Origin of the sequence: Novosphingobium sp. G106 (assembly GCF_019075875.1) — a bacterium.
Lineage (GTDB): Bacteria > Pseudomonadota > Alphaproteobacteria > Sphingomonadales > Sphingomonadaceae > Novosphingobium.
In genome coordinates this window covers 73,700-100,485 of the sequence record NZ_JAHOOZ010000003.1, presented here as the reverse complement: position 1 = coordinate 100,485, position 26,786 = coordinate 73,700, and the positions used below count along the sequence as shown (strand labels likewise).

General features: G+C 65.2%; 29 protein-coding genes and 1 pseudogene. 26 read left to right on the top strand and 4 right to left on the bottom strand.

The genetic code is table 11. The features are described from left to right. The first annotated feature begins 3 nt into the window (after positions 1 to 3). From KRR38_RS32545 to KRR38_RS32515, 7 genes and pseudogenes are all read left to right on the top strand, one after another. Entirely contained in the window at positions 4 to 285 is a 282-nt protein-coding gene (locus tag KRR38_RS32545; RefSeq protein WP_217407951.1) for a type IV secretion system protein VirB3, read from the top strand. 10 nt (positions 286 to 295) lie between these two features. Further along, a pseudogene (locus KRR38_RS32540) lies at positions 296 to 2,709 on the top strand (VirB4 family type IV secretion/conjugal transfer ATPase). Then, positions 2,706 to 3,965 carry a type IV secretion system protein gene (locus KRR38_RS32535; protein ID WP_217407950.1) on the top strand — a complete coding sequence of 420 codons (1,260 nt, stop codon included), beginning with the start codon at positions 2,706 to 2,708 and terminating at the stop codon, positions 3,963 to 3,965. Before KRR38_RS32540 ends, KRR38_RS32535 begins: the two are co-directional and overlap by 4 nt. Then, positions 3,962 to 4,774 (top strand): TrbG/VirB9 family P-type conjugative transfer protein, encoded by an 813-nt coding sequence (locus tag KRR38_RS32530; RefSeq protein ID WP_254515852.1) that lies wholly within the window; start codon positions 3,962 to 3,964, stop codon positions 4,772 to 4,774. The genes KRR38_RS32535 and KRR38_RS32530 overlap by 4 nt, the downstream gene beginning before the upstream one ends. A gap of 12 nt (positions 4,775 to 4,786) precedes the next feature. Further along, the gene (locus tag KRR38_RS32525; RefSeq protein ID WP_217407949.1) at positions 4,787 to 5,875 is read left to right on the top strand and encodes a TrbI/VirB10 family protein; all 1,089 of its coding nucleotides are present in this window, start codon (positions 4,787 to 4,789) and stop codon (positions 5,873 to 5,875) included. A gap of 25 nt (positions 5,876 to 5,900) precedes the next feature. Continuing rightward, positions 5,901 to 6,905, top strand: a complete 1,005-nt coding sequence (gene virB11, locus KRR38_RS32520) for a P-type DNA transfer ATPase VirB11 (protein ID WP_309141251.1) — start codon at positions 5,901 to 5,903, stop codon at positions 6,903 to 6,905. A gap of 306 nt (positions 6,906 to 7,211) precedes the next feature. Beyond that, entirely contained in the window at positions 7,212 to 7,778 is a 567-nt protein-coding gene (locus KRR38_RS32515) for a hypothetical protein (protein ID WP_217408122.1), read from the top strand. Here the strand turns inward: KRR38_RS32515 and KRR38_RS32510 are convergent. The 4 genes from KRR38_RS32510 to KRR38_RS32495 all read right to left on the bottom strand — a co-directional run bounded on the left by KRR38_RS32510 (position 7,775) and on the right by KRR38_RS32495 (position 10,169). Next, positions 7,775 to 8,158: a DUF2726 domain-containing protein gene (locus tag KRR38_RS32510; protein ID WP_254515851.1), complete on the bottom strand. Its 384-nt coding sequence runs from the start codon at positions 8,156 to 8,158 to the stop codon at positions 7,775 to 7,777. The two genes, KRR38_RS32515 and KRR38_RS32510, sit on opposite strands and share 4 nt — an antisense overlap. Before the next feature lie 167 nt (positions 8,159 to 8,325). Then, positions 8,326 to 9,204, bottom strand: coding sequence for a lytic transglycosylase domain-containing protein (locus tag KRR38_RS32505; protein ID WP_217407947.1), 879 nt, complete (start codon positions 9,202 to 9,204; stop codon positions 8,326 to 8,328). Next, positions 9,201 to 9,692, bottom strand: a complete 492-nt coding sequence (locus tag KRR38_RS32500; RefSeq protein ID WP_217407946.1) for a helix-turn-helix transcriptional regulator — start codon at positions 9,690 to 9,692, stop codon at positions 9,201 to 9,203. The genes KRR38_RS32505 and KRR38_RS32500 overlap by 4 nt, the downstream gene beginning before the upstream one ends. Before the next feature lie 99 nt (positions 9,693 to 9,791). Then, positions 9,792 to 10,169, bottom strand: a complete 378-nt coding sequence (locus tag KRR38_RS32495) for a hypothetical protein (RefSeq protein ID WP_217408136.1) — start codon at positions 10,167 to 10,169, stop codon at positions 9,792 to 9,794. Between the two features lie 277 nt (positions 10,170 to 10,446). Between KRR38_RS32495 and KRR38_RS32490 the strand changes: the two genes are divergently transcribed. The 19 genes from KRR38_RS32490 to KRR38_RS32400 all read left to right on the top strand — a co-directional run bounded on the left by KRR38_RS32490 (position 10,447) and on the right by KRR38_RS32400 (position 26,768). After that, positions 10,447 to 10,767 (top strand): TrbC/VirB2 family protein, encoded by a 321-nt coding sequence (locus KRR38_RS32490; RefSeq protein ID WP_217407945.1) that lies wholly within the window; start codon positions 10,447 to 10,449, stop codon positions 10,765 to 10,767. Between the two features lie 81 nt (positions 10,768 to 10,848). Further along, positions 10,849 to 11,133 carry a type IV conjugative transfer system protein TraL gene (traL, locus tag KRR38_RS32485; protein WP_217408121.1) on the top strand — a complete coding sequence of 95 codons (285 nt, stop codon included), beginning with the start codon at positions 10,849 to 10,851 and terminating at the stop codon, positions 11,131 to 11,133. 4 nt (positions 11,134 to 11,137) lie between these two features. Beyond that, complete coding sequence (locus tag KRR38_RS32480) at positions 11,138 to 11,746, top strand: type IV conjugative transfer system protein TraE (protein WP_217407944.1); 609 nt, start codon at positions 11,138 to 11,140, stop codon at positions 11,744 to 11,746. Beyond that, complete coding sequence (locus tag KRR38_RS32475; protein ID WP_254515850.1) at positions 11,743 to 12,567, top strand: type-F conjugative transfer system secretin TraK; 825 nt, start codon at positions 11,743 to 11,745, stop codon at positions 12,565 to 12,567. The genes KRR38_RS32480 and KRR38_RS32475 overlap by 4 nt, the downstream gene beginning before the upstream one ends. After that, positions 12,567 to 13,901, top strand: coding sequence for a TraB/VirB10 family protein (locus KRR38_RS32470; protein ID WP_217407943.1), 1,335 nt, complete (start codon positions 12,567 to 12,569; stop codon positions 13,899 to 13,901). Before KRR38_RS32475 ends, KRR38_RS32470 begins: the two co-directional genes overlap by 1 nt. Before the next feature lie 19 nt (positions 13,902 to 13,920). Continuing rightward, positions 13,921 to 14,736, top strand: a complete 816-nt coding sequence (locus KRR38_RS32465) for a DsbC family protein (protein ID WP_217407942.1) — start codon at positions 13,921 to 13,923, stop codon at positions 14,734 to 14,736. Then, positions 14,736 to 15,023 carry a hypothetical protein gene (locus tag KRR38_RS32460; RefSeq protein WP_217407941.1) on the top strand — a complete coding sequence of 96 codons (288 nt, stop codon included), beginning with the start codon at positions 14,736 to 14,738 and terminating at the stop codon, positions 15,021 to 15,023. Before KRR38_RS32465 ends, KRR38_RS32460 begins: the two co-directional genes overlap by 1 nt. Beyond that, entirely contained in the window at positions 15,010 to 15,669 is a 660-nt protein-coding gene (locus tag KRR38_RS32455; protein WP_217407940.1) for a hypothetical protein, read from the top strand. The genes KRR38_RS32460 and KRR38_RS32455 overlap by 14 nt, the downstream gene beginning before the upstream one ends. Positions 15,670 to 15,672: 3 nt before the next feature. Next, on the top strand, positions 15,673 to 18,258 hold the full coding sequence (gene traC, locus KRR38_RS32450) for a type IV secretion system protein TraC (RefSeq protein ID WP_217407939.1): 2,586 nt from the start codon (positions 15,673 to 15,675) through the stop codon (positions 18,256 to 18,258). 20 nt (positions 18,259 to 18,278) lie between these two features. Further along, the gene (locus tag KRR38_RS32445) at positions 18,279 to 18,620 is read left to right on the top strand and encodes a hypothetical protein (protein WP_217407938.1); all 342 of its coding nucleotides are present in this window, start codon (positions 18,279 to 18,281) and stop codon (positions 18,618 to 18,620) included. Between the two features lie 10 nt (positions 18,621 to 18,630). Continuing rightward, positions 18,631 to 19,179: a TrbI F-type domain-containing protein gene (locus tag KRR38_RS32440; RefSeq protein ID WP_217407937.1), complete on the top strand. Its 549-nt coding sequence runs from the start codon at positions 18,631 to 18,633 to the stop codon at positions 19,177 to 19,179. Then, positions 19,163 to 19,741, top strand: a complete 579-nt coding sequence (locus KRR38_RS32435; RefSeq protein WP_217407936.1) for a S26 family signal peptidase — start codon at positions 19,163 to 19,165, stop codon at positions 19,739 to 19,741. The genes KRR38_RS32440 and KRR38_RS32435 overlap by 17 nt, the downstream gene beginning before the upstream one ends. Further along, complete coding sequence (gene traW, locus KRR38_RS32430) at positions 19,738 to 20,373, top strand: type-F conjugative transfer system protein TraW (protein ID WP_309141236.1); 636 nt, start codon at positions 19,738 to 19,740, stop codon at positions 20,371 to 20,373. Before KRR38_RS32435 ends, traW begins: the two co-directional genes overlap by 4 nt. After that, the gene (traU, locus tag KRR38_RS32425; protein ID WP_217407935.1) at positions 20,373 to 21,446 is read left to right on the top strand and encodes a conjugal transfer pilus assembly protein TraU; all 1,074 of its coding nucleotides are present in this window, start codon (positions 20,373 to 20,375) and stop codon (positions 21,444 to 21,446) included. Before traW ends, traU begins: the two co-directional genes overlap by 1 nt. Further along, entirely contained in the window at positions 21,443 to 22,186 is a 744-nt protein-coding gene (gene trbC / locus KRR38_RS32420) for a type-F conjugative transfer system pilin assembly protein TrbC (RefSeq protein ID WP_309141235.1), read from the top strand. The genes traU and trbC overlap by 4 nt, the downstream gene beginning before the upstream one ends. Further along, positions 22,183 to 24,054: a conjugal transfer protein TraN gene (locus KRR38_RS32415; protein ID WP_309141234.1), complete on the top strand. Its 1,872-nt coding sequence runs from the start codon at positions 22,183 to 22,185 to the stop codon at positions 24,052 to 24,054. The genes trbC and KRR38_RS32415 overlap by 4 nt, the downstream gene beginning before the upstream one ends. Before the next feature lie 4 nt (positions 24,055 to 24,058). Beyond that, positions 24,059 to 24,487: a hypothetical protein gene (locus KRR38_RS32410; RefSeq protein WP_217407934.1), complete on the top strand. Its 429-nt coding sequence runs from the start codon at positions 24,059 to 24,061 to the stop codon at positions 24,485 to 24,487. A 74-nt stretch (positions 24,488 to 24,561) separates the two neighbouring features. Continuing rightward, entirely contained in the window at positions 24,562 to 25,320 is a 759-nt protein-coding gene (locus tag KRR38_RS32405; protein WP_217408116.1) for a conjugal transfer protein TraF, read from the top strand. Further along, the gene (locus KRR38_RS32400) at positions 25,320 to 26,768 is read left to right on the top strand and encodes a conjugal transfer protein TraH (protein ID WP_254515849.1); all 1,449 of its coding nucleotides are present in this window, start codon (positions 25,320 to 25,322) and stop codon (positions 26,766 to 26,768) included. The genes KRR38_RS32405 and KRR38_RS32400 overlap by 1 nt, the downstream gene beginning before the upstream one ends. The last annotated feature ends 18 nt before the right edge of the window (positions 26,769 to 26,786 follow it).

The following is a 26,786-nucleotide window of genomic DNA, read 5'->3' as shown; positions in this document are numbered from 1 at the left end:
CCGATGGACCTCGTCCGCCACCCCGTCCACCGCGCCCTGACCCGGCCGCAGATGTTCGCCGGCGTCACTTACAGCTTCTTCGTCATTAACATGGCGGTCACGACCGAGCTTTTCCTGATGACCAAGAGCTTCTGGGCCCTGCCTGCCGCCGCCCTGATCCACGGCGCCGGCTACCTCGCCTGCCTGCGCGAGCCGCGGGTGTTCGATCTGTGGATCACCAAAGTATCGCGCTGCCCGCGGGTGCCGAACTGGCGCCACTGGGGCTGCAACAGCTACGCGGTTTGAAAGTAGGGCGATGGCGAAACTGAAGCTTTCACTGCCCTGGGCCTCGAAAGAAGCCATGGCGGGCGACCGTCTGCCTTACCGGGCACTGGTCGATGATAACGTCGTGCTGCTGCGCGACGGTTCGGTGATGTGCTCGCTGCTGGTGCCCGGCATCAGCTTCGAGACGGCGGATGCCGACGAACTCAACGCCCATGCCGCGGTGCGCGAGGTGCTGCTGCGCGCGAGCCTCGATGCGCGTTTCGTGCTCTATCACCACGTCGTGCGGCGCCGCGTGCATGTCGAGCTGGCGGGCGCTTTCGAGGATCCGCTTGCCGGCCATATCGACGCGCGCTGGCGCGAGCGGCTCGGTTCGGGCGCGCTCTATGTGAACGACCAGTTCGTCACGCTGGTGCGCCGTCCGGCGCGCGGCAAGGCGGGCTGGGCCGAACGGCTGGGTCGGATGGTCCGCAACCGTGGACAGGAAGCGGTCGAGGCCGAGCCGGCAGATGTGCGTGCGCTGCGCGCTGCGGCCTCGGCGATGCTGGCGGCATTGGGCGCTTACGGTGCGCGGCTGCTAGGTGACTATGAAGGCGCCGGCGGTGCCTGCTCCGAAGTGCTCGAACTGCTCTCGGCACTCTACAACGGCGAGATGCGCCCGGTGCGGCGTCCCGTCGAGGGAATCGATGTCGGCCAGATGCTGCCCTATCGCCGGGTGAGCTTCGGGCTCGACGCGATGGAGCTCAAAGGCGCGCAGGGCACGACTTTCGCCGCGCTGGTCAGCCTCAAGGACTATCCCGATCGACCGGCCCCGGCCTGACCGACGCGTTGCTGCGGTTGCCGCAGGAACTGACGCTGACCGAAAGCTATGCGCCGTCGGACCGCCAGGTCTCGCGCGAACGGATCGATCTCGCCATCCGCCGGCTCAAGAGCGCAGACGAGGAAGCCCTGGCCGAACGCCGCGAGATGATGGCCGCGCGCGACGCGCTGGGCACCGGCGCGGCGGCATTCGGTGACCACCACCTGTCGGTGCAGGTGCGCTCGGATCGGCTCGACACGCTCGACGATGCCGTGGCGGCCTGCGCTGCGGCGCTTGCGGACGCCGGCGCGGTTGCGGTGCGCGAGGACGTGAACCTCGAGCCGGGCTTCTGGGGCCAGCTTCCCGGCAACGAGACCTATCTGGTTCGCCGCTCGCTGATCTCCTCGGCCAACATGGCCTGCTTCGCCTCGCTCCACGGCTTCGCCATGGGCCAGGCCAGCGGCAACCACTGGGGCGAGGCGGTGACGCTGCTCACCACGACCAGCGCGACGCCGTTCTTCTTCAATTTCCACAACGGCGACCTCGGCAATTTCACCGTCATCGGCCCGTCGGGTTCGGGCAAGACCGTGGTGATGAACTTCCTCGCCGCGCAGGCGCAAAAGTTCTCGCCCCGCCTCGTGCTGTTCGACAAGGACCGCGGCGCCGAAGTGTTCATCCGCGCGATCGGCGGCACCTATTCGCGCATTGCGGCGGGTCACCCGACCGGGTTCAACCCGCTGGCGCTGCCCGACACGCCGGTGAACCGCGCCTTCCTGCGCGACTGGCTCGGCGTACTGCTCGAAGCGAGCGGCCCCGAGGAGCTGGCGACGATCACCGCCGCGGTCGACGCCGCCTACGCCAACGACGCGCGCCTGCGCCGCCTGACCCATTTCCGCGAGCTGCTCGCCGGCAGCCGCCGGCCGGAGCCGGGCGACCTTGCCGGCCGGCTCGACGCCTGGATCGGACACGGTGAGCACGGCTGGCTGTTCGACAACGAGGAAGACCGGCTCGACCTGTCGTCGATGACGCTGGGCTTCGACATGACCGCGCTGCTCGAAACGCCGCGTTTGCGCACCCCGGTCATGATGTACCTGTTTCACCGGATCGAGGAACGGCTTGACGGCGAGCCGACGATGATCCTGATCGACGAGGGTTGGAAAGCGCTCGACGATCCGGTCTTCGCCGCGCGGATCCGCGATTGGCTCAAGACGCTGCGCAAGCGCAACGCGCTGGTCGGTTTCGCCACCCAGTCGGCGCGCGACGCGCTGGAAAGCCGAATCTCGGCGGCGCTGGTCGAGCAGACCGCGACGATGATCTTCATGCCCAATTCGCGCGCGCGCGAAGAGGACTATTGCGGCGGCTTCGGCCTGACTTATCACGAGCTCGAGCTGATCCGTACGCTGCCGGCGCAGAGCCGCTGCTTCCTGATCCGCCAGCCCGATGCCTCGGTGGTGGTGCGGCTCGATCTTGCGGGCATGCCCGAAGTGCTGACCGTGCTGTCGGGCCGCGAGAGCACGGTGCGCAAGCTCGATACGCTGCGCGAGATCTATGGCGACGCGCCCGCTGCCTGGTATCCGGCGCTGACCGGCCAGGTCTGGCCCGGCGATGCCGAAAACGACGATCCGCTGTGGACGGAAGCGGCGGAATGAGCGCCTGCGAAGTCCTTTCGGCCGAAGCCTCCGGCGGCGTCGCCGCGGCGCTGCGCGCTGTCGATTGCCTGGCCGGCGAGACGGTGGCTGCTTCCTTCGCGCGGCTGTTCGGCAATTCGTCGGGCGGCGGCGCGCTGCTGCCGGCGCTGACGATCGGTCTGACGCTCTACATCGCCTTCTTCGCGATCGGGCTGCTCACCGGCCGTAGCCGGATCGGCATCTCGGCGCTGACGCCGCGGATGCTGACGCTCGGCCTCGTGCTGACTTTCGCGACGAGCTGGGTCGCCTACAGCCAGGTTGTCTGGAATCTGGCCACCGGGGCGCCCGACGAGATCGCCTTGATACTCACGGGCACGCCCAATGGATCTGGGGGCTCCGCCACGCAGATCTTCGGCGACCGCGTGGATTTGGTCTTTGCGGCGATCGCCGACGCCGCTGAGGCGGGCAAGCAACCGGGCGACGCGCCGCCTCCGCAACCGGGCCAAGCCGTGCAGCAAGGAGCGCAAGCCGCGGGTGCTGCCGCATCGGGCAACTTTACTCCGGCCAACGTCATGTGGCTCGGCGCGCTGCTGTTACTGCTCGGCACCGTTGGCGTGTTAGTGACGGCGCGGATCGCGCTGGCCGTACTGCTCGCGGTCGGCCCGATCTTCATAATATTCGCTTTGTTTAGCGGTACCCGGGGACTGTTCGTCGGCTGGCTTCGCGGCCTGACCATGACCGCCGTGACGCCGCTGTTCGTGGTCGTCGGCGGCGGTGTCGTGCTGGAATTGCTGGTGCCGGTGGTGGCTTCGCTCAATGGAGTGGAAGGCGTCAACGGCCGCGCCGCCCTGGCGCTGTTCGTCATCGCTTGTGTCCACGTCGCGCTGATGGCGATGATGCTGAAAGTCGCGGGCACGATGGTCTCGGCTTGGCAGGTGTTCGGGCTCGCTCGGCGCGATAGCGATCGCGAGAGCCCCTCGGCCGCGCCGGCGGCTGCGATGGCCCCCGCCGTGGCGCCGGTGATGCCCGGCTCCGCGGCCATGGCATCGGGCGGACGCGCGGCGCTGGTTTCGCCGATGAACGTCGAAGTTGTCGCCGCCGGATCGGGACCGTCCGGCGGCGGCGCAACCACCACCAGCCGCACGGCCATTACCCAGGTTTCGGGCGGAAGTTCCGCCGCCGGCTTGCCGCCGATGCCGCGCAGCCGCGCCCGCGGGATCGGCAGCCGTTTCGCCGCGCCCCAAGCTTCCAGCCGGGCAGGAGGAGTCATCCGATGAACAGCCTTAGTCTTCCCCTGGCGCTGATGGGCTCCGTCCTCGCCGCAGCCCCCGCGCAGGCCGGCGACGCACGCCTGACCAAGCGGCTCTACAGTGCCGACGAAGTCGTCCACATCGACGGCAAGCTGGGCGTGCAAGCCACGGTCGCCTTCGCCGATGACGAGCACATCGAAAATGTCGCGGTGGGCGATGCCGAGTCCTGGCAGATCACACCCAACAAGCGGGCCAACCTGCTGTTCGTCAAACCGCTGGCGGCGGCTGCGCATACCAATATGACCGTGGTGACCGATCGCCATACCTATTACTTCGACCTGATTGCCTCGGCACGGGCAACGCCAGTCTATGCGTTGAGTTTCAGCTACCCGGCCGCGCCGAAGAAAGCGGCTGCAGGCCAGCCTGGAATGCCCCTGACAAATGCTGAACGCGCCGCGTTGAACGCCGAGGCGCCGGTCGACCCGGCGCAGCTCAATTTCGCCTGGAGCACGAAGGGCCCTCGCAAGCTGATCCCGCAGCGGCTCTATGACGACGGTGAATCAACCTATGCCGTATGGGCGACGGGTGTGCCGATCCCAGCGATCCTGATGACCAACGAAAAAGGCGATGAAGGGCCGGTAAACTTCGCAGTGCGCGGCGACACGATCGTCATCGATGGTGTCCCGTCGCGCATCGTTTTACGCGTGGGGCGCGAGCGCGCCCAACTCGACTACAAGGGGACTGGTCTCCAACCGCGCGCCACCGCGCCTGCAACTCCCCCGACAGTGGCGCCCGCGGTCGTCGCAATTCCCGCCATCACCGCCCGAAGCGATTAGGAGTAAGCGACGATGAACAGTCAGTTCGGCACGCGCCGCGATCTGGAAGAGCTTAGAGATCCGCGCGATCAGGGCGGGGCCGAGGTCATCGATCTCGCTACTCGCTCGGTCCTGCCGCAGGTCGCAGCCGCCAAGGGGCGCTCGGACGGTCTCGGTCTAGCAGCGGGCGTCGCAATCGTCGCGCTGCTCGGCGGGGTCACGTTGTGGAGCATGAACGCCGCGCGCGACAGTAGCCGTCTGCCGCCACATGTAGAGCAGTCACAAGTCTCTGCCGCGCCAACGCTGCCTCCGCGATTGAGTATCGTTCCTTCCCCCACCCCACTCACCAGCCCTGGGCCTGCTCCGCTGCTCGCCGCACCGCCGCAGGCAACCATGGCGCTTGCCCCGCGCGCCAATCCGGCCGCTTCGCCCGCGGTCGTATTCGATGCGTCGGCTATGCCCCAATCGCTGGCGGGCCCCGCTGTGCCCGGGGTGCCCGGGGGCTCGGGTAACAGTAATGACGATTTTGCCGCGCGGCTCGGCGCGACCGGCGGCAACGGAATGGCAACTGCCACCGCGATGATCAATCCTAAGACCACGGTCACTCAAGGCACCTTGATCCCGGCGATCCTCGAGACTGCCATCGACACCGACGTGCCTGGTTATGTCCGTGCCATCGTATCGGCGGATGTCCGCTCGTTCGACGGTAGCCGCGTGCTGGTCCCGCGTTCGTCGCGGCTGATTGGCCAGTACAAGTCCGGTCTGCAGGCCGGGCAGAAGCGTGCCTATGTCATCTGGACGCGGCTGATCCGGCCCGACGGTGTCTCGGTGAATATCGCCTCGCCGGCGGTGACCTTCTCGGGCGAGACGGGCCTCGCCGGCAAGGTCAACTCACACTTCTTCGCGCGCTTCGGATCTGCGATGCTGCTCAGCGTCATCGGCGGGCTCTCGGCGATCGGCGGCAATGCCGGCGTCATTATCGGCGGAAGCGGACAATCCGCGGCGGCGGCTGCCGTCGGGCAATCGGGACAAATCGGGCCCACCGTCCGCGTCCGGCAGGGGGAACCCATTCGTGTTTTCACCGCCAAAGACCTCGATTTCTCGAAGGTTGAAACTCTGTGACGAGGTTGGTTTCGTGACCGGAGTTATTGTCCCAATTCACGAAGGCGACCGCGGCGCGCACCGGGTCCTGGCGCCGCGCAGCGTCTATCTTGACGCATACCTTGCGCCATTGCGCCCTTGGCTCGAACGGGAGACCGTAACCGAGATCCTGGTCAATCGGCCTGGCGAGCTGTGGATCGAAGATGCGGCAAAGCCGGGAATGCAGCGCGTTACGCTCGAGGCAATCGATGACGAACTGCTCAAGCGCCTTGCCGAACAGGTTGCGCGGATCAGCCACCAGGGGATCAACCGCGAACATCCATTGCTTGCCGCCACCCTCCCGGATGGCGCGCGCATCCAACTGGTCGGCCCACCGGCAACGCGGGGGCACTGGGCGCTTGCCATCCGCCGCCACCGGCGGCTCGACCTACCACTCGACGCCTACGATCGTGGTCCAATCACCACAACCACCGAGACACCAATGCCCGATGCGCAAGCGCAACCGATCGCCTTCCTGCGCGAGGCTATAGCGCGGCGGCGAACGATCCTGATCTCGGGCGGCACTTCGACAGGCAAGACTACCTTCCTCAACGCCATGCTAAGGGAAATCCCGGCCGACGAACGCGTTGTCCTGGTGGAGGACACCGCCGAGCTTCGCCTGCCTGGTGACAACGGCGTCGGTTTGATCGCGGTCAAGGGCGAGCTGGGTGAGGCCAAGGTTTCGGCAAACGACCTTTTGCAGTCGGCGCTTCGCCTCAGGCCAGACCGCATCGTTCTGGGCGAGCTGCGCGGGACGGAGACAGTGAGCTTCCTGCGCGCAATCAACACGGGCCATCCGGGTTCGTTCTCGACTGTCCACGCCAACAGCCCGCGCGGCGCGCTGGAGCAAATCGCGCTTATGGCGATGCAGACCGGGCTCGGTCTCACCCGCGCCGAAACGCTCGAATACGCCGCCTCGGTGATTGACGTAGTCGTCCAGCTCGACCGTATTGAAGGGAGACGAGGCATCGCCGGGATCGCGCAAACGCCAGCGCTCATAAAAGTGGACTGATCGATCGTTGGAGTAGCTTGAGGGAAGCGAAGCAGCATCAGCGCGGATCATGACTCCAGTTGTCCCGGTGACACTTTACCCCTGATACAAAACGCCCTTTTTAAATCCGCCAGCTTTCACGCTGCCGGAATGGGTAAGGTGGCGAGAGGGGCGTGATCGCTGCCCTTGAAAAAAAGATGCTTTGACGACACTTTACCTCGGGCAAAGTGTCACCCCCGACAATGCGAAGAAAAGCGCAGAAATGCGGGAAAACATGACAATTTGGGATTCACACGATTCATGATCTGTGCTCAATTTATCCCTGTTATGTTTGCCACCAGGATTCAGCCCGCCCCCAGGCAAAACAGCGATCTTTCGCTGCTGCTCGACGAGCTTTCCAAGGTCAGCACGCGGCCCCGTTACGCCTTCATGCTGCTCACCCTGATCGCAGATGTCGCGCATGCCAATGGTAGTGCTGGTCCCTATGTCCGCAGCGAATGCGCACTTGTTCCCCTGCGTGATTGGCTTAGCGATGCGCTGACGCCAATCGGCGCCCGGGACACGAAGCGGAAGGCGCTTGCGGTGCGGGTAAAGGCCGAGCTTGAAAGCGAGGGCCGACTACCCACCGATCCTGGAGAAGCGCTCGCAATGGTAGAAGAGGAAGTGCGTGACAGGATCCGCAGTTCTGGGAAGACCAATCTCAGCCGCGCCGTAACCGAGCTGGTCAAAGCAGGCCTGCTACGCCGACACTATCAGGGCTTCGCTGTCGATCATCTTAACCGCGGTGCACAGCGCCATGCGGTTTATACGCTCATGGGACGAGCCAAATGCCTGCTCGGCCGGCAGGCGCCCAAATCTGCTCGCGCGGCGCGGCAGGGTGAACTCTTGCTCTAGCTCCCGGCAATCCCCTTACTATGAAGCTGCGCTGATGGATGATCGACGCGCAAAATGCCGGCGATCTGAACTACATCGTCGAAAGTTGGCCGCGTGCCGGCGGGAATGCGCAGCGTCAGATAGCCTGCCGTCGCGGTCATGGCATCGCGGGCTCGGTCCTTGACGGGGTCTTGACTTCGGCCATCGACCTCTAGGAGCGCTACGACCTGTCCGGTGGCAGGATCCTCGACGACAAAGTCGATGATCTTCTGAGCGAAGGCGTTGCGATCGGATGGCAGCGGACGCCGACCCGGAATGGCTGGCGCCTTCAGAAGAGCGCCCATCGCAACCTGGGCGTGGATCCGATACGCGGGAAGAATGCGCTCGAGCTGGGAAAGCATGGCGCGCTAACGCTGTGTCATGAGCGGCTTGGCTGTGGGCGCAGGTGGACGGGAGCGTGCGATATCCCCACCGAGCCAGGTCACAAGGATAGCGGCCGAGCCGCCTCTGACGATCATCAGCAGCGCGCTGCTGAGATACGAAGTGAGCAACTGCATGACGAATGAAGTCACCGGAACCTGGAAACGACGAGCGACGATTGGCGTGTGGCTGGCGGCGTCAGCAGCGTGGACGCAGGTGTTGCCTTGAATTCGAGCGTTCGCCAATTGGTCAGGATCTGACGCACGTAGTTTTGCGTCTCGGTAAGCCGGGGAATGCTCCAGGACTTTCGTACCCTGGCTGGACCGGCGTTGTATGCCGCCAAAGCTAGGGGCACTTGCCTAAACTCATCGATGTGTTGTCGCAGGTAGCGCGCCGCGCCCGTAAGATTCCCGCGCAGATCATAGCGATCGACGCCAAGCTGGTCCGCGGTCCCGGGCATCAATTGCCCCAAGCCGAACGCTCCCTTGGGGCTCGTAGCCAGCGGATTGTAACGGCTTTCCTGGATCAGCATCGCGTCCATCAGGCCTATCGGTAGGCCGGCTTCGCAGGCCACACTGCGAACCACGGGATAGAGAATTCGGCGGCGCTCCTCTGCGCTTCGTCCCAGCAGGCTCGATGGGACGTAGGGGCGCGGAGCACAGTCGCCGGCCATCGCCGGCACGTTTCCTGAAACGCCCGGAATGTCAGCACGTCGCGCACCGCGCATCCACGCTGGGATGCGCACGGTGGGAGTGCGAAGAAACGATGCGGGATCGCGGCCGGTGCTATTGGAGTTGGCGGTTCTGTCGCCGCCCAAAACGGCGAATTGCTCTTCCAACTGCGGTTCCAGTCCCGCATCGCGGGCCGGCTGTGGATCAGGAGCCGGCTCCGTGCCGAACTGCGCCAGTAATATTCGCGGCCGGGCAGGGTGATCCCCGGCGCAGGCTGGCGACCCGGCCGCGACGCACGCGGTGCTCATGGCAAGAACGATCAAATTCGTTGAACGGAGCATCGGGTCGACGATCATAGCCGCGGCAGATCAGTAAGCCGATCACGCCTGTCGTAGATCTGCTCTTGATTGCGAATGACAATGTCGGCGATCCAGCTCGCGAGCTGCTTCTGCGCCGCGTTCGTCAATGGTTCGATCGCCGCGGTGGCGCTTTCGTTGATCCGGTTCACCACGGGTTTGATCAGGCTGAGCGTTACTTGCAGGGTTACGTCATAGTAGAACTGCCAATTGCCCATGCATTCGATGGCAAAGGTGGCCACCATCCGGTCGACACCGATCGCACCGCAGATCGCGATGATATCGCGCGCGCGCAGTTCTTGGGCGCCCGTGATCATGCGCTTGAGGCTCCGGCGATTGTAGCCGGTTTCCTTGGCCAGAGCCGTTATGGTGAGCTTTCTGCATTCGATCTCGTGAGCGATGAGCTGCCGATACGAGCCTAGAAGGTGCCCCTCCATCATGCATACTTTTGTATGGAGCGAGCCAACAAGTTGACCAGCGTCGAGCATATAATCCCCCTTTGCAAAGATCCGGCGCGGCCTTTCAGGGGAGGGGGCATGTCCTTGTCAAGAAGGCGAAAAGCCGGGACTTGGACCATTTTGGAGGCGTTACTCGCCAGTCACTATAAAGATGCAGACCCGCATGGCTTCGGCCACGCTGACCGGACGACCAAGCTGCGCTTCGGCATGCTCGCGAAATTCGCGGAGCAGGTCATTGTGGCGCGATTCAATCCGAACTGTCAGATGGATACCACCGCTCACTTCATCGGGATTGCACAGGCGATCAAGAATCGCAGCATCTGCGCGATAAACCGGGGGCCTCGGGCTTGCTAATACATGTGTCAGCAGACGCCTAAAAGAATACAAATCGGACGTTCGGATCGACAGTTCAGAAATGGCACCGCACAAGGCGCGAAAGAACGCCTTGCTGACTCTTATATGGTGCGTCGCCGAGCGACTCTGATCGCGTTCCTCTTCTGCACTCATCCCAACAACCCAACATCGCGAGGGCGTTTTGTTGTCGCACTTGGGCGGCGAGCAACCTTTTTGGGCCCAGGCTCGCGCCGCCGTGGGCGGTATTCGCCCAAGCTTGGGCGCGATTGGCCCGCCTGTCATCACAATTGACAGTAATGTTCACATTTTCAGGTTCTGACGGCCGATTTCGCCCGTCGCTCGGAACCTTCAGCTTGAGTGGAGGCGGGTCATCCGCCGAATTCCCTCTCGGTGCTCGCCAGGAGCGCCGACAAACGAAAGGGAACCATTCATGGCCACGACGATGGAAAGGGACGCGCGCCTCGCTGTGCTGCTTCCCTATCTTCTGCTCGCCGCAGTCGCACTGCTTGTGCTCGCCGGACCCGCCTTCGCCGGCACCGACACGACGTTCGATACCGCATTCCAGAAATTCAGCGGCTTCCTCGAAGGCTCGGGCGGCAAGATCATCACCCTGATCTCGCTTGCGGGCGGTCTCGTCGGCCTGGCGTCGGGCCGCTTCAGCCTCGCGCAGATCGCGATTCCCGTCGGCGTGGGCGTCGGTGTCGGCACAGGAATTCCGATCGTCACCTCCGTGATCACAGCGGTGATCTGACCAAATTGATCTGAGCATCAGGCCGCCGCGCGCACCGTCCGTTGGGACCTTGCCGCGGCGATCAGAGGGGTTGGGGCGGTGATGGATCGCTACGTCATACCGGGCAAGTTGGATGAGCCCGAGAGGATCGGCCTTTGGACCATGGACGAGTTCATCGCCATGGCCGGGCCCTTCGTCATCGGCATTCTGACGCAGCATATCCTGTTTGGAATCGTGTTCGGAACCTTGGGTTGGTGGGTCCTTCGTAAGGCAAAAGCGGGGCGCGCCGGATCTTGGCTTCTTCACATGGCCTACTGGCATCTGCCGCCCGGCGTGACCGGCGTCCGCACCGTCCCGCCTTCGCATCTTCGCTTGATGGCGGGGTAGGGCCATGGAAGTCGGTTATAGCCAGGCGCAGGCGCAGCGTGTCCTCAAGCAGCGGAACATGCTCGTTGTCGCCTGCGCGAGCCTCGGCGTCATCGCGCTCTTCGCCCTTGTCGGCGCTGCGTCGAAGGACCGCGAAGTCGTCCTGCAGCCGGTTCTGACCAATCCGCTCACCATCTCGAGCCAGGGCGTCAGCCGGCAGTACCTCGAGCTCGTCACGCGCGATGCCTCGGTGCTCATGTTCAACCGTACGCCGCAGAACCTCGAGTACTGGATCGAATCCGTTCTCAAGATCACGCACCCCTCGGCCTATGGCAAGCTCAAGGGCGAGCTGCTCAAGATCGCCAATGACCAGCGCGGATCGAGCGTCGCCCAGTATTTTACGATCGAGGGGATGAAGGTTGATCCGGCTGGTCTGACCTCGGAGGTGACCGGCGTTCTCCATACATTGGTCGGCCGCCAGGAAGTCTCGGCGATCAAACGGACGTTCCGTTTCGACTGGACTTATTCGGGCGTCGAGCTGCGCCTCGTTGGCTTCGGCGCGGTCGTGCCGCCCGGCGAGGTGAGCAAGTCAGCCGCTCCCACACCCACAGAATCCACGGAAGCGTTGCAATGATCACGGGCTTCATCATGCCGGTGCCGGCCTCCGCGTGGCTTGCCGCGGCCTCTGCCCTGCAGGCGTCGGGCTTGCTCAATCTTCGGGGACGGCTGCTCGGCGGCGCGCTGCTGACGGCAACTATCGCTGCGGCGGCCACTCCGGCCTATGCCGATCAAACCCTCATGGTCGAGGATAACGCGCGCGTCGATTGCACAGCCTCGGCCAAGGACCTGACCCGGATCAGCCTGGTCGGCGACGAGTTCGCCAGCGTGTCCAAAGTCCAGGCGGCAAGCGAACTCGACGACTTCAACGTCGTCAACGAGCCCACACGCGGCGACATCTATATCGCGGTGCCCGAAACCTACCGGGCCAAAACGCTCTCGTTTTTCGGCACGACCAAGAAGGGCTTCGTCTACAAGTTCGCCTGCCGGGTCGAGGCCGTAGAAGCGCAGCAGGTATTCCTGTCGAACAAGGCGGCGGTCGCGAAAGCCGAGAGCCCGACCGACGAAGAAGCGCCCGATGGTGACGAGACTGCGGTCCGCCTCGTCCAGGCCATGGCTTCGCAGAAGGTCGTGCCCGGCTACCACATGGCGCGCAGCGCGCTCGTACCGGTGCGTTCGGGCGACCTCTCGGTTCAGCTCGTCTCCGAATATCAGGGGCTCGATTACGTTGGCCGGGTCATTCGCATCGAGAACCTTGGGTCCAAGGCAGCTCAACTTTCGGAAAGCTTGATCGCGCCGGCCGCCTCGGTCGCAGTCAGCATCGCCAACCCTGAGCTGCAGCCGCGCCAGGTCACTGCGGCCTACGTCGTGCTGCGCAAGCAAGGAGTGAGGCCCTGATGGCCGGCTTGAGCCAAATCTTCCGCCGCAAGCGATCCGTTGATGCCGCCGATGGAAGCGCCGCGGCGCCGGCGCTCGACCTTGGCGACAACGACGAGGTCCTGAGGAAGCAGCGCCTTGCGCTTTACGCGGGCGGCTCGGTGCTGCTCGCCGGCGCCGTCTGGTGGATCTTCAGCGAGAGTCCCAAGCCCGACAAGATGGACGGCGCCGCGCCGACCTCGCAGGAGATCAAGGTTTCGACCGATGATCTCGGTTCCCGCAATCTCTCCGAAAAAGAGTGGATCGCGATGTCGGAGAACCGGCTCCAGTCGCAGGACAACCAGATCCGCCGCATGTCGGGGCAGGGCGACCAGATCCAGCAGCTCCAGTCGCAGATCGACGCGCTGCGCGCCGAGAACCAGTCGATGGCTTCGGACGGCTCGCGGGTGCTGTCGGCCTATGAGGACGAGAATCGCACGCTCAAGAACCAGCTCGCCGCCGCGCAATCCGCGCCAGCGACAGCCGCCGGTCCGCGCGCACTTTACGGCGCTGGGGGTCCTGCGGCCTATCAGGGCGCTGGCGGGCTCCCAGGCAAACCCTTGTCGCGCGCCGACCTCAAGGTCATCAATTTCACGACTGGCTCCGGCGCAGCTGGGCCCGGCGCTGGCGGCGGCCCCAAACCTGCCGATCGCGGCAACACCGTCTTCACGGACAGCCCCAATTACCTGCCGGCGAACAGTTTTGCCACCGCGCGCGTGATCGTCGGCGTCGATGCGTCGTCGAACGTCCAGTCGCAGGCAGATCCGCTTCCCGTCGTGCTGCGCATCACGGGGCCCGCGCGATCAGTCGCCGATAATGGCCGCGTGCTCACGACCAGGCTCCAGGGCTGTCTGGTCAACGGCGCGGCGCGCGGGGATCTTTCCTCGGAGAAAGTCTATGTGCGCCTCGCCAAGATGACCTGCCCGCAGCCGGGCGGGCGCTATGCCGAGAGCGAGGTCAAAGGCTTCATCGCGTTTGGCGGCAAGACCGGGGTGCGGGGGCGCGTCGTCAGCCGCGAAGGCAGTCTTGCTACCCAGGCCTTCATGGCGGGTCTGGTCGGCGGTATCGGCCGCGGTTTCTCGGCGAACGCCAACAGCTATTTCACTGCGCCGACCACCGTCGTGAACGGCCAGCGCGAGAAGATCTCGACGAGCGACATCGTGAAGGGCGGCCTCGGCGAAGGCGTGTCCGCGGCGGGCGACAAGGTCTCGCAGTACCTCATCGAACGCGCCGAGCAGTACCAGCCCGTTATCGAGATGCCGACCGGCATCGATGTCGAGATTGTGTTCCTCGAGGGCGCCTTCATCCGCAATTGACAGTCAAAGGGTTCATTCGATGAAATGGAAAATTGCGGGTCTCGCCGCCCTTGTTGCCACGTCAGCTTCTGTCGCTGTCCTGGCCGCCGCCCCGGTCGACGGCGCGCGCGTCGGCCAGCTCCTCAAGGCCCGGCTGCCCAAGACCAAGGTCAGCGCGGTCGACTGCAGCAAGATCGATGGCCTTTGCGAAGTCGTCGCCGGCAAGACCTTGTTCTACACCGACGCTGGCGCGCGCTATCTCTTCGTCGGCCGGCTCTACGACATGGAGACGCGCCAGGACCTGACCGCGGCCAAGCTCCTCGAGATCAATCCTGACATGCTGCTCGGCGGAGCAGCTGCGAGTGCGCAGCAGGCAGGGCGCGAAGAGAGCGATGCGCCGCAGCTCACCCGCGAGGCAAAGGCTCGGCCGACAGTGCCCGCGAAGGTCGATCTCGCCGGGCTCGGCAATTCGGGCGCGATCGTCTGGGGCAAGCCGGCGGGGCGGACCGTCACCGTCTTCACCGACTTTCGCTGCGGCTATTGCCGGGCGCTCGCGAGCACGCTCGAGCAGATGGACGTGCGCGTGATTGAGCGGCCGATCTCGGTGCTCGGCAGCCGCGATCTCGCCAACCGGGTCTATTGCGCGCGCGACAAGGCCAGGGCGGTGCGCGCCGCCTATGCCGGCGAGAACCTGCCCGGCGCGAGCTGCGACACCTCGGGCCTCGACGCCAACGAGCGCTTCGCCCGCGAGAAAGGCTTTACCGGCACGCCGGTCATCGTTCGCGATGACGGCGCGGTGCTCGAAGGGTTCCGCCCGCGCGACTTTCTCGAGCAGTGGATCAAGGGAGGCAGCTGATGGCCACCTGGTCTCCGGCCAGCGCGCGCAAATCATTCGCTGTCTTCGCCGCGCTCGACCTTGGCTTCCTCTTCGCGCTGTCGAGCGAGGCGGTCCGCGAGGCGCGCCAGGCCGACCCGGAAGGATTGCTCTCCCTATTCGCAGCGATGCAGGCGGTGGCCGTCTGCGGCCTGCTGTTGCTCGCGCTCTGGTTGCTAGCCGCCGCGGTCCGCGAGCCCATCCAATCTGGGCTGCGCTGGTGTCGGCGCCACACATCCATGCGGGAGACTTCCCATGTCCAAGGCTAGATGGACGGTCGGGATCGGCGCGCTTGCAGCGCTCGCGGGATGCGCCACCTTCGGCGGCAACGTCAAAGGCAATTTCCGCTGCGAGGCGCCGGGCGGCATATGCGCGCCGACCACCAAGATCGACGACCAGGCGCTGGCGCTGATTTCCGGCGACGCCGGGCAGGGCGGCGATGTGCCGACGTCCGCCGCGGTGACCAAGGGGTTGTCGGCGTCCACGCAGCATTCGCCGCGCGCGCTGAAGATCGTCCTGCCGGCGCGCCAGGATCGCTTCGGTCGTTGGCGCGAGCCGACCATCGTTTATGCCGAGCTCGACGACGAAGGCCCCGTCATGCTGACCGGAGGCGACCGGCCATCCGCTACGCAGACCAGGCTCAGCCTCGCCGATCTGGCGGCCGGCGCACCTGAATTGCCGACACTCGCCCCAGTCGGGGCCGCGCCTCCACCCGCGCAGGCTACAAAGCCGGCGAGCCGCGAGGAGATCGCCGATGCCGTGAAGCAGCGGCTGCAGCCGGGGAAAGCGGCTTTGCCAGCTACCGCGCCGCGTCCAGTGGACAAGCCGTCCGCTGAGAAGCCGGTGGCTGGGGCGAGCCCGTCCGTGTCGGCGCCAAGCTTTCCGGCGAGCGACGCTGCCGGGCGGGAGAAATAGACGATGTCGCTGATCGATCGGATCGTTGCAGACATTTTCGGCGGACCGCGCCGGCTAGAAAAGGCGCCGCCCGAGGCCGCCGTGCCGATGCTATCGCACTGGCTGCCCTATCGCAGCTACGATCCCAAGAAGGGGCTCTACCACAACAGCGCCTCGCGCGGCTTCGTGATCGAGGTCGCGCCGCTGGTCGGCGCCGACGAGCGCACCAGCGAGATCATCGCGCAGTTTCTTTCGGAAGGTATCCCGCAGGGCACCTGCATCCAGATCATGCACTGGATGAGCCCGCGGCTCGCCGACAGGTTCGGCCAGTGGTTCATGCCGCGCTACGAGGTCGGCGGGGTCTACGAGTGCATGGCGCGCCACCGCGCCGATCATCTCGCTGGCGGCGTGTGGCAGAGCCTCTCGAAAGACGCGCCGTTTCATCTGCGTTCGCACCGCGTGATCATCTCGGTCGGCGTTCCCGAAAGTACGAAGGTCAGCGAGGACGAGCTCGTCACGCTGCGCGACAGCATGATCTCGATGCTCCGCTCGATCGAGGTCCACGCGCACGCGATCGATCCGATCGGTCTGCTCGCGCTTATCGACGATCTGACCTCGCCTACCACCTCGTCGGACGAGGATCCCAAGGAGTACAACCCCTTCGATCCGATCGCCGACCAGGCGGTGCGCCGCGACATGGAAATGCAGGTCGAGGCCGACCGCATCCACTTCCGCACCGAGCGCTTCCGCGCGACCGGCGTCTTCGTAGACGGCGCGCCCGAGATCGGCGAGATTCATCCCGACCGCTTCGACGTCCGCTCCTACGCAGTTCGCAACCTGCCGCCGCGCTGGGCCCCCTGGGACACCGCCCGGCTCATCGGCGATCCCTTCACCGACAAGCTGCGCATGCCGTGTCCCGTCGCGACCGTGCTTTGCATCGAATATCCCGACGAGCAGGCGGCCAACACCCGCGCCGGCTTCAAGTTCATGCGCACGACCAGCCTCGCCGATTCCCGCTCGGCCCGGTACATGCCGCAGCTGCGCGACCAGTCGCGTGAATGGGAATATGTCCAGGAACAGCTGCGCCAGGGCCAGAAGCTGGTCCGCGTGTTCTACGGCGTCACCAGCTTCTCGCCCCACGGGCAGGGTGACACCCACGAGCGCAGCCTCAAGGCAATCTACAAGGCTTCGGGCTGGGAGCTTCAGGACGAGCGCCACATGCAGATGTTCGGCTTCCTCTCGGTGATGCCGATGACGATGGCGAACGGGCTATCTCGCGATTTCGAACGCATGAAGCGCATGCGCACGATGCTCACCACCACGGTCGCCAACATCGCGCCGCTTCAGGGCGAGTATCTCGGCAATACGATTCCGCACCTGCTGCTCGTCGGCCGGCGCGGGCAACCCTTCTTCTGGTCCCCGTTCGAGAATGCCGCCGGCAACCACAACGTCGCGGTCTTCGGCAAGTCCGGCTCGGGCAAGTCGGTGACCTTGCAGGAGATCACCGCCGCACTTGTCGGCGCCGGCGCCAAGGTCATCGTCATCGACGACGGCCGCTCGTTCGAGCACAGCTGCAAGCTGCAGAACGGCGACTTCGTCGAGTTCACGATGAGCTCGGGCTTCTGCCTCAACCCGTTCTCGATGATCGACGCCGCCCAGGCTGCAGCCGACGACGATTACCGGCTCGACTGCATGGGCATGCTGAAGTCCATCATCGGCCAGATGGGCCGGCACATGGACCGGCTCGACGACACCGAGCGCGGACTGATCGATGGCGCAGTCAACGCCGAGTGGGAGCGCCATGGCAGCGAGGGCTCGATCGACGGCGTGATCGAGGAATTGAAGGCCGCCGGTCATCCGCAGGGCATCGCGCTCTCGATCGCCATGCGGCCGTTCTCGATCGCCGGCACTTACGGGCGTTTCTTCCAGGGGAAGGCGAGCCTCAGCATCCACGCGCGGCTTACCGTATTCGAACTCTCCGATCTTTCCGCGCGCGAGGAGCTGCGCTCGGTCGTGCTGACTGCGATCATGTTCCTTTCGAGCCAGGCCATGCGCGCCGACCGCGCGACGAGAAAGGCGCTACTGCTCGACGAGGCCTGGCAACTCCTCAAGGGCGGCTCGATGGCCGATTTCGTCGAGACCTACGCGCGTACCTGCCGCAAGTACGGTGCCTCGCTGATCACTGCGACGCAGTCCTTGAACGACTACTACAAGTCGGAAGGCTCGATTGCCGCGCTCGAGAACAGCGACTGGTTCGTCATCCTCCAGCAGAAGCCCGAGACGATCTCGGACTTTTCGAAGCTCGGCCGCTTCGAAATGTCGCCCGGCACCGATGCGCTGATGCGCAGCCTCAAGCGCAACGGCACCGAATATTCCGACATCATGATCAAGGGCCCCGAGACGCTTGCGGTCGGGCGGCTCGTCCTCGACCCCTATTCGGGCACGGTCTTTTCCTCGAGCCCGCAGGTTTTTGCCGACGTCGATCGCCTGGTCGAGCGCGGCCTGCCGATGGACGCCGCAATCGAGCGCATCGCCTTTCCCAATGACCGGACAAAATGGACCAACGCTGCCAACCGGCCGAGCGACGACGCGTCAGAGGCGGCTGAATGAACCGGCGGGGCTCTCCATCGATGAAGCCTTCGGAGGGGCGCGGCGCCGCGGCGGCTTATTGGATCGTCACGGTTTGGGCCTGGTGCGCGCTGAACGGCCTCGCCGCGCTGGGCCTACTCGCACTGTTCTTCATCCTGTTCGCCAACGCCAGTTTCGAGGGGTTCTTCCGCGAAGGCTGCAACCTGGCGGAGCATTACCTCGCCGCGTCGCCCGCCGCGCGCGCCTCGTTCCAGCACATCATCGCATGGCTCTTTGCGGGCGCATTCGTGCCGCTCGCCGCGATGCGCGCCCGCGCGCTGGCCGCGGATCTGCGCGCGAGTGCCGCGACCAGGCCGTCCAACCCCACCGTTACCGCCACCTGAGGGCTGACCAATGCAGGACCTGTTTGGACATGTTGAGGATCCGCCGGCATCGCCTCTGCCGGCAAAGCGGCGACCCGGTTTCGCCGGCTATTCCTGGACCGGGATCGCGATCGGCGCCGTGCTCATCGGCACCTCGGTCTGGGGCGCCTGGATCACGCGCGAGGTGATCAAGCTCAAATCGCGGCGGATCGTTGCGGTCAGCCTCTCGGCGATGATCAACGATTTCGTCATGGCCGAGGCGCGCTCGGGCAACAGTCCCGAGCAGGTCGAGCGCGATACGCGCCATTTCATGGCACTGCTCCAGGATGTGCTCAAGAAGCGGGCGCAGGACGGAACGACGATCCTGGTGGGCGAGGCCGTGGTGTCGGGATCGGTGCCCGACGTCACCGCCGACGTGCGCGGCGAGGTCGGCAAGCTCATCACCGCGAACGGGCCTGCCGCGGTACCGACGCTCGGCGCCGCCCCGCGGCCGCTCGCGCCGATGCCCAGTTCCGAGGTCGCGCCCGCGCGGCGGGGTGTGGCCGCGCTGCTTGGACCGGCAAATGGCCAAGAACGATGAGCGCAACGGTGAGAGCCCCGATGAGCCGGGCCGCCAGCGCGGCGGCGTCCTACGGCATTGGGCCATCGCCGGCTTTGCCTTGCTGGGGCTCCTGGGCTGGAAAGCTCTCGACGACGCAGCGTCGCAGCGCCTGTTCCTCGTCAACCGATCGCCCTCGCTGCCCAACTGGGCCTTTCTCGTGAAGCGCGGCGAACTGCCGATCCGCGGAGACACGGTCTTTTTCGCGCCGCCCGCCACGCCGCTGGTTACGCGGCACTTTGGCGTGCGTCCCGCGCCCTTCGGCAAGATAGTCTACGGCATACCTGGCGACGTCGTTGAGCACGAGGGCGCCGACGTCTTTGTCCGGGCGGCGAACGGGCAGGGCGCCCGTCGCCCCGTCGCGACGATGAAGCCGCGCTCACGGCTTGGCGAGGCGCTCGAAGCAGGACCGGTCGGGATCATTCCGGCCGGTTGCTACTATGTCGGCAGTCCGCACAAGGACGGCTTCGACAGCCGCTACGCCGCGATAGGCTTCATCTGCCGCTCTCGCATCATCGGCACGGCCGAAGCGAGCGTGCTGTGAGGACGGCTCCTATTATCCTGGCCGCAGGACTTGCCGCCTTGCCCGTGCCCAGCATGGCACGCGACTACGGCCAGCAGGGCACGGTCTTCGCGCTGCTCGAGCCCGACCTGCTGCGCACGATCGAGACCAAACTGGCGACGCTGCAGGCGAACGGCGGAATCGACCGGATGAACCGCGAGCTGGCGGAGCGTACCGAGCGCAAGGTCCGCCGGCCCGATCCCGTCTTCGGCATGGCGCCGGCCTTGAAGCCTCGGAGCTGGGCCTATGATCCCGCCATCGCGATCGACCATGACGTGTCCGATACCAAGGGCAATCTGATCGCCCGCGCCGGCCAGCGCATCAATCCGCTAGATTTCGTAACCGTGCGCCAGGCGCTCGTCTTCATCGATGGCGACGACGCGGCGCAGATGAGCTGGGCACTCGCGCGTTATACCGACCTCTCCGCCAAGATCATCATGGTGAAGGGCGCGCCGCTCGAGGCGATGACGCGCTACCAGCGCCGCTTCTATTTCGACCAGGGCGGCTACCTGACCGATCGCTTCGGCATCCGCGCGGTGCCCGCCGTCGTCGAGCAGGCGGGCAAGACGATGCGCGTCAGCGAAATTCCCGCGTCGCTGCAGAGGGGCGGGTGATGGCGCGGCGAGCATGGCGATTGAGATCTGGCGTCGTGGCGTCAGCCGCGCTCGTCCTGTCGCTGTTTGCTTCGGCTCCGACCGCCGCGCAAACTCCGGTGCAGAATGCTACGACGACAGCCTCGGGCGGCGGCGTTCCCGGCTCCTGCACGGGCAAGTTCGTCAATCCGGTCACGGATGTGTGCTGGTCATGCCTGTTCCCGCTCTCAGTCGGCGGGCTCCACATCTTTCCCTCGCTCGCCGGGCGGCCCGACACCGGTAACCCGGCGCTGCCGATATGCCTGTGCGGCTCGCCGATCCCGCGCATCGGCATCGCCATGGGCTTCTGGGAGCCGGTCCGCCTCGCCGACGTCTCGGTCAAGCCGTGGTGCTTCGTCAATCTCGGCGGCAAGCGCATCGCGCCCGGGTTCGACATCGGTTACGGCAAGGCCCGTCGCACCCCCGATGGGCCCAACACCGGCTCGAAGTGGCACGTCCACTGGTACATGTACCCGCTCCTCTACTGGATGGAGGTGCTGACCGACATGGCCTGTCTCGAGCAGGCCTCGTTCGACATCGCCTATGTCACCGAGATCGATCCGCTGTGGCAGGACGATACGCTGACCGCGCTGATCAACCCCGAAGTCGCGATCTTCGCCAATCCGATCGCCCAGGCCGCCTGCGCCGCCGACTGCGCTAGCGCGACGGTCCACCTGCCGCTCGATCCGCTATTCTGGTGCGCCGGCTGCCAGGGACCGATGTACCCGATGAACGGCAATGTCTCGGCGCACATCGGCCATGTCCAGGCGAGCCGGCTCGCGCTCTCGCGCTTCTCCTACAAGATGCACCGGATGGGCATCGCCTGGGGGACGATGGGCGGCGAGGGCCTCTGCAAGAAATACCTCATGCCGATCATGAAAAAGCAGCAGTACCGCTTCCAGGCGGTGAACCCGAGCCCCATGGTGAAGGGCCGCTGGGCCTGTCCGCCGATCGGATCTTCAGACCTCAAGCCAGGTTCAGGTAATACATATCCCGCCGTCGGCGAGGACATGGGCTACCTTGTCTGGCGCAAACGCAACTGCTGCGTCCTGTGAAGCGCCGGCGCTTCCTCATCCCAGTGGCCGTGCTCGCTCTCGCCGGCACGACCTATGCGATCGCCCAAACTGTGGATGGTCTGGACCTCCAGGCGGTCATGGGCCGCAAGGCCGAAAACGGCGAGGAGGCCTCCGCGCTTGCCAGCGAAGTCGCGCGCCGCGGCGATGCCCTGCGCAACGATGCGCTCGAGGCCGCGCGCGGCGGCGAGGCGAATTTGAACCACGCCGCGCGGACCTTGAAGGTCGGGTCCGACGGCCAAATCGACTTCGACGAGATCCTGAGTGCTGCCGGCGACAACCAGGGCGAGCGCGGCAAGGCGCCGCAGCTCATGGTTTTCGCCTCGCTGTCGATGCCGCCGGACAGCCTGAAGCCGCTGATCCGCGATACCGCCAAGGCCGGCGGGGTCGTCGTGTTCAACGGCTTTCCCGGCAATTCGATGAAGGCCTTCCAGGAAGGCATCGTCCGGGTCGTCGACAACCAGGCGAGCTACAACAATATCGGCATCGATCCGCGGCTGTTGCGCGCCTTTCATGTGACCTCGGTGCCGGTCTTTGTCGTCGTGACCTCGGATTTCGATCCCTGCGACGGGTTCGACTGCGTGACCGCGGTGCCGCCGCATGATCGGCTGAGCGGCAACGTGACCCTGGGTCATGCGCTCGAGACATTCGTGGACGGCAAGGGGCCGGGTGCGGCGATCGCCGCCGGTGCCCTGCGGCGCCTCCAGGGCACAGCGCAGTGACGATACGCGGCGCCATACTTTCGGCCTGCTGCGCGCCTGTTGCCATGATGATCATGGCCGCGCCGGCGTTTGGCCAGACTGCTGGCGAAATGGACGCCGCGCACAAGGACGGCATCGATACGGGCAAGACGATGCGGAGCGAAGCGAGCTCGCTCCCCGATCAGCAGCCGACCAGCGATACGATTCCAGGCTTCCAAGGGACGCCAGACAATCTCGGCAATCTATTCGGCAGCGACGACAAGGTGCTGAGCGCGGCGGCGGGCGGCGCATCGTCGGTCGCTGAGTACGGCGTCGTCCGGCAGGGCGATGCCAACAAGAGCCGGATCCCAAGCGACCAACTGACGAGCATTCGCACGCGCGGCGACGAAATCAACGCCGAGCCTGCGGCCTTCGCGCTCGGTATCGATGCCAGTGGCCAGACCGGGACCTGCCGCGAGATCACCACCGAGACCTCGCCGACGGAGTTCTACGAAGCTACGTGCAATGTCGGGGCCAAGGTCGAGGACGTTACCCGGACCTGCTCTATCACGATGGTGTCCGAAGTCAGCAGCACCGCGGCTTACAAATACTACGTCGTGCCCGACAGCGCCTACGGAACCCCTTTCGCTCGCTATGCGTCGATCGCGCCTTACATCTCCTCGGGCGTCTGCAAGCCGACGGGCGTCAGCAAAATGGCCTGCGCCGCTCATGTCGACTATGGCTGGACCCCGGCGAACAACAAGTACTGCGACGACTACAGCGCCACCGAGTACGAGTGCACCGCCGATCTCGACATCGCGGCAGCCCCCAGCCCAAAGACAGGCAAATCGTGGCATGTGCAAAGCAGCACGACCACGGTCACGACCAAAAGAGTCGACGGCTGCGGCGCTCTCGCCGGCGACACGATGTGCACGCAGCAGTCCGCCGAGGATATCTGCACCGAAGGCCCCGAAACCCGGATCATAAATGGCGTGCCGGTGACGGAAGCCTGCTGGGCCTGGCAGCGCTCCTATGCCTGCCACCAGATCACCCAGGCCACCGACTGCGGCGATTTCGAAGCCGATCCCAAATGCACCTTCCTGCGCGACGACTGCCTCGATGAGGATCCGTCGGGCGGCGCCTGCAAGACCTCCGAGCGGATCTACAGCTGCCCGGTGCCGGTGAGCACCGCCCCGCAGAAGGAATACGTCTGCGGCGGCGACATCTACTGCGTGAACGGCGTTTGCCAGGAAATCGAGCGCGATGCCTCCGATGAACTCAAGGACGCGCTCGTCGCCATGGGCGCGATGGATCAGGCGCAGAAGGAGTTCGATCCCGATAACCTCAGCCTGTTCAAGGGCGCGCGCGAGACCTGCCACCAACCTATCTTCGGCCTCGTCAACTGCTGCGCGGGCAAGGTGTCGGGACTCCTGACGACCGCCGCCGGGCTCAGCGCTCTCGCCGGCGGCCCCGCGGTGCTCGCGGGCGTTGCGACCCAGTTCCTCACTCTGTTCCTGTGCTCAACCGAGGAGAAGATGCTCGACGTCAAGGACCGCATGGGTCTGTGCCATTTCGTCGGCAGCTATTGCTCGTCGAGCTTCCTCGGCATCTGCAGCACCAAGCGGAAGACCTATTGCTGCTTCCAGTCGAAGCTGACGCGGATCCTCCAGGAGCAAGGCCGGCCTCAGATCGGAAAGCCTTGGGACAAGCCCAAAACAGAGCAGTGTCTCGGCTTCACCATCGACGAGTTCTCGCGGCTCGATCTCTCGAAGATGGATTTCACCGAGATCTACGCGGAGTTCCTCGAGGCGGCCAAGCTGCCCGACGAAGCGCAGATGGCGGCCGACATCCAGGAGAAGATCCGGGCCTATTACCGGGAGAACGCGGCCGCGAGCACGGGAGAAAGATGATAAGATGGCGCGCCAACCCTCTCAGAGCGGGGCAGCGATCAGGCGTCTGTTCCAGACGGATTGCTGCTGCGACCGCGACGAACTCACGCCCCAGCAGCTCGATGCGATCGCGGGCGCACATTCGGGTCTCGCCGAGGTCGTCATCCAGGAATGGGCGATCCTGCTGCGCTGTAGGGGAGGCTGCCCCGTCGCCACGGCAGAGCTCGTCCATAGTCTGCTGCATTGGTTTTCCTGTCCGCTCTCCGCGCCAGAACTCTCGGATTTTCTCGAGCGTCTCATCGCTCGCGATTGGCTGGTTTGCATCGACGACGGGCGTGCATTTCACACGACTGGGCTCGGCGAAGAGGTCCTCGCGCAAACCGAGCCGGCGCTCGTGCGCGGCACGCTCTGGAACCTGCTCAGCGGCCCCAATTCCAGCGGAGGATCCCGGTGAAGTTCATATTGGCAACCGTCCTGCTCGTCGCTGGCCTACCTGCCGCTGTGGCCGGCCAGGACGTCGCGGAGCCTATGCCAGCAGACCGATCGCAGGCTACGCCCTCAGCCGCCGCATCTCCGGCCGGCGACGAATTCTATTGCCGGCAGCGCAAGCTCGGCACCTGGTTCTATTGCGACCGCCCGAAACCGTCCTCGCCGGATCGCTCGCCATCATCGCCGACAGCGCCCGCGGCCCAGCAGCTCGCGGCGATCGGACGAGAGCTCGATGAGCTCAAGGCCAGGGCGATTCTCGAGCCCAGCGAAGAGAACGTCACGGCCTACATCCGCTTCCAGCGCGAGCAGCTCGACCGCGCCTCGACCTTCTCAGACCAGTGGCAGCGCACGATCTGGCAGAACCCCGATCTCGACTACACGCTGCAGCGTCCGGTTTCGACACTCGGCAAGCGCGCTTGGCTCGATAACCGCTCGGCTGAAGAGGATCAGGCGCTGGCCCGCCTGTCCGAGCGCTACGGCATCTTCTACTTCTACGCGCAGTCCTGCGGTGCTTGCGACATCTTCGCGCCGATCCTGAAGGCGCTCGCCGACAAAAGTGGATTTAGTGTCGTCGCGGTGTCGATGGACGGCGGTCCCAACAAGACCTTTCCGAACTACGTCGTCGACGTCGGCCAGCACGAGCGCATGGGCCTGAAGAACCGAGCCACGCCTGCGCTCGTCCTCTTCGATACCGCGACAAAGAGGCCGATCCCGATCGGCACCGGCATCCTCACGGCCGACGAGATCCGCGATCGGATATTCACCCTCACCAACACCAAAGTCGGGAGCGACTTCTGATGGCTCTGGCTTCGCCTCGTTCGAAATATGCGCGCGCGCTCTTCGGAGCCACGACCGCCCTCGCCGTGGTCGCGGCGAGCCTGACGCCAGCGTCGGCGAACGTCGGCAGCGATATGAATTCGTTCTTCTCCGACATGGGCGGGGCGGCCAATGCCAGCGGGCCGACCGCCTATCAGGGCCAGTCGGCGGGCTACTACACGCTCGGCTCGGTCTGGACCCGCTTTCCGCAAAAGACGGTCTACCCCGCCAATCTGCAGCTGCCGAAGGTCAGGGCGGGCTGCGGGGGCATCGACATCTTCGCCGGCTCCTTCTCCTTCATCAATGCCAGCGAATTTGTCGCTATGCTCAAGGCGGTCGCCAACAACGCGATCGGCTTCGCCTTCAAGCTCGCGATCGATTCCATCTCGCCGCAGATCGGCGGGGTCATCGACGAGATGCAGGACATCGCCAATAAGATAAACCAGTTCAATATGAACAGCTGCGAGCAGGCCGCCGCACTCGTTGGCAATGTCTGGCCGCAGGAGGACCTGGCTTCTCAAAGCATCTGCGAGGCCATCGGCACCTCGCAGGGCATATTTTCCGATACCGCACGCGCCAGGCATGGCTGCGGGCAGGGCGGACAGCGTACCTCGACGATCAACGGTGCGAGCGACCCGGCGCTCAAGGCGCTCGCGCCGGGCCCGAAAAACTATGCCTGGGACATGATCGAGCAGTCGCCGCTCGCATCGCAAAGCGAACCGACCCGCGAGCTGCTGATGACGCTGATTGGTACGATCATCGTACCCCAGCGCGCGAGCGACGACGATCAGCCCAACATCCAGTACATCGGCGGGCAGGTCGGGCCGATCCTCGATGCGCTGCTCGACGGCACCCAGTCTGTGACGATCCTCAATTGCAGCGACACCGACAAATGCCTCTCGACCGGAACGCAGACACTCAGTCCCCTGGGCAACGACGCGTTGACCCCGCATGTCCGCCGGCTGATCATCTCGATTTCGGACAAGATCCAGGCCGACCAGGCGCTGACCAACGAGGAGCAGCAGCTCCTCGGGCTCGCCAGCATCCCGCTCTACAAGGTGCTGGCAGTCCAGGCCGCCTCGGGCTTCCGCCTCAGCGCCGGCGAAATCGACTCCCTCGCCGAGATCACCTCGATCGATCTCCTGAACGCGATCATGAGCGAGCTGCTCGACCAGGTTGCGGCCGCCCGCGGCGGCCTCGTCAACCAGGGCGATGCGGCCAGGATCGAGCAGTTCATGGTCCAGCTGCGCGATGTTCGCCAGCGCGTCGGCGAGCGCGATGCCAAGGTCTCCGACCGGGTGGGCCGGACGCTCGAGATCGTGAACCGCGCGATGATGATCGAGTCCACCCTGCAGAACAAGATGGCGCCGGGCATGGCCGCATCGCTCAGCTTTTCGCGCGCGCTCTCCGCGCAGGGCATGCGCCCCTAGTTCCCAAGGAATTCTGCG

Excerpts from the sequence above, each read along its gene's own strand:
- KRR38_RS32545 (WP_217407951.1), top strand. The coding sequence starts at position 4 with ATGGACCTCGTCCGCCACCCCGTCCACCGCGCCCTGACCCGGCCGCAG.
- KRR38_RS32535 (WP_217407950.1), top strand. The coding sequence starts at position 2,706 with ATGAGCGCCTGCGAAGTCCTTTCGGCCGAAGCCTCCGGCGGCGTCGCC.
- KRR38_RS32530 (WP_254515852.1), top strand. The coding sequence starts at position 3,962 with ATGAACAGCCTTAGTCTTCCCCTGGCGCTGATGGGCTCCGTCCTCGCC.
- KRR38_RS32525 (WP_217407949.1), top strand. The coding sequence starts at position 4,787 with ATGAACAGTCAGTTCGGCACGCGCCGCGATCTGGAAGAGCTTAGAGAT.
- KRR38_RS32515 (WP_217408122.1), top strand. The coding sequence starts at position 7,212 with ATGTTTGCCACCAGGATTCAGCCCGCCCCCAGGCAAAACAGCGATCTT.
- KRR38_RS32510 (WP_254515851.1), bottom strand. The coding sequence starts at position 8,158 with ATGCTTTCCCAGCTCGAGCGCATTCTTCCCGCGTATCGGATCCACGCC.
- KRR38_RS32505 (WP_217407947.1), bottom strand. The coding sequence starts at position 9,204 with ATGATCGTCGACCCGATGCTCCGTTCAACGAATTTGATCGTTCTTGCC.
- KRR38_RS32500 (WP_217407946.1), bottom strand. The coding sequence starts at position 9,692 with ATGCTCGACGCTGGTCAACTTGTTGGCTCGCTCCATACAAAAGTATGC.
- KRR38_RS32495 (WP_217408136.1), bottom strand. The coding sequence starts at position 10,169 with ATGAGTGCAGAAGAGGAACGCGATCAGAGTCGCTCGGCGACGCACCAT.
- KRR38_RS32490 (WP_217407945.1), top strand. The coding sequence starts at position 10,447 with ATGGCCACGACGATGGAAAGGGACGCGCGCCTCGCTGTGCTGCTTCCC.
- traL (WP_217408121.1), top strand. The coding sequence starts at position 10,849 with ATGGATCGCTACGTCATACCGGGCAAGTTGGATGAGCCCGAGAGGATC.
- KRR38_RS32480 (WP_217407944.1), top strand. The coding sequence starts at position 11,138 with ATGGAAGTCGGTTATAGCCAGGCGCAGGCGCAGCGTGTCCTCAAGCAG.
- KRR38_RS32475 (WP_254515850.1), top strand. The coding sequence starts at position 11,743 with ATGATCACGGGCTTCATCATGCCGGTGCCGGCCTCCGCGTGGCTTGCC.
- KRR38_RS32470 (WP_217407943.1), top strand. The coding sequence starts at position 12,567 with ATGGCCGGCTTGAGCCAAATCTTCCGCCGCAAGCGATCCGTTGATGCC.
- KRR38_RS32465 (WP_217407942.1), top strand. The coding sequence starts at position 13,921 with ATGAAATGGAAAATTGCGGGTCTCGCCGCCCTTGTTGCCACGTCAGCT.
- KRR38_RS32460 (WP_217407941.1), top strand. The coding sequence starts at position 14,736 with ATGGCCACCTGGTCTCCGGCCAGCGCGCGCAAATCATTCGCTGTCTTC.
- KRR38_RS32455 (WP_217407940.1), top strand. The coding sequence starts at position 15,010 with ATGTCCAAGGCTAGATGGACGGTCGGGATCGGCGCGCTTGCAGCGCTC.
- traC (WP_217407939.1), top strand. The coding sequence starts at position 15,673 with ATGTCGCTGATCGATCGGATCGTTGCAGACATTTTCGGCGGACCGCGC.
- KRR38_RS32445 (WP_217407938.1), top strand. The coding sequence starts at position 18,279 with ATGAAGCCTTCGGAGGGGCGCGGCGCCGCGGCGGCTTATTGGATCGTC.
- KRR38_RS32440 (WP_217407937.1), top strand. The coding sequence starts at position 18,631 with ATGCAGGACCTGTTTGGACATGTTGAGGATCCGCCGGCATCGCCTCTG.
- KRR38_RS32435 (WP_217407936.1), top strand. The coding sequence starts at position 19,163 with ATGGCCAAGAACGATGAGCGCAACGGTGAGAGCCCCGATGAGCCGGGC.
- traU (WP_217407935.1), top strand. The coding sequence starts at position 20,373 with ATGGCGCGGCGAGCATGGCGATTGAGATCTGGCGTCGTGGCGTCAGCC.
- KRR38_RS32410 (WP_217407934.1), top strand. The coding sequence starts at position 24,059 with ATGGCGCGCCAACCCTCTCAGAGCGGGGCAGCGATCAGGCGTCTGTTC.
- KRR38_RS32405 (WP_217408116.1), top strand. The coding sequence starts at position 24,562 with ATGCCAGCAGACCGATCGCAGGCTACGCCCTCAGCCGCCGCATCTCCG.
- KRR38_RS32400 (WP_254515849.1), top strand. The coding sequence starts at position 25,320 with ATGGCTCTGGCTTCGCCTCGTTCGAAATATGCGCGCGCGCTCTTCGGA.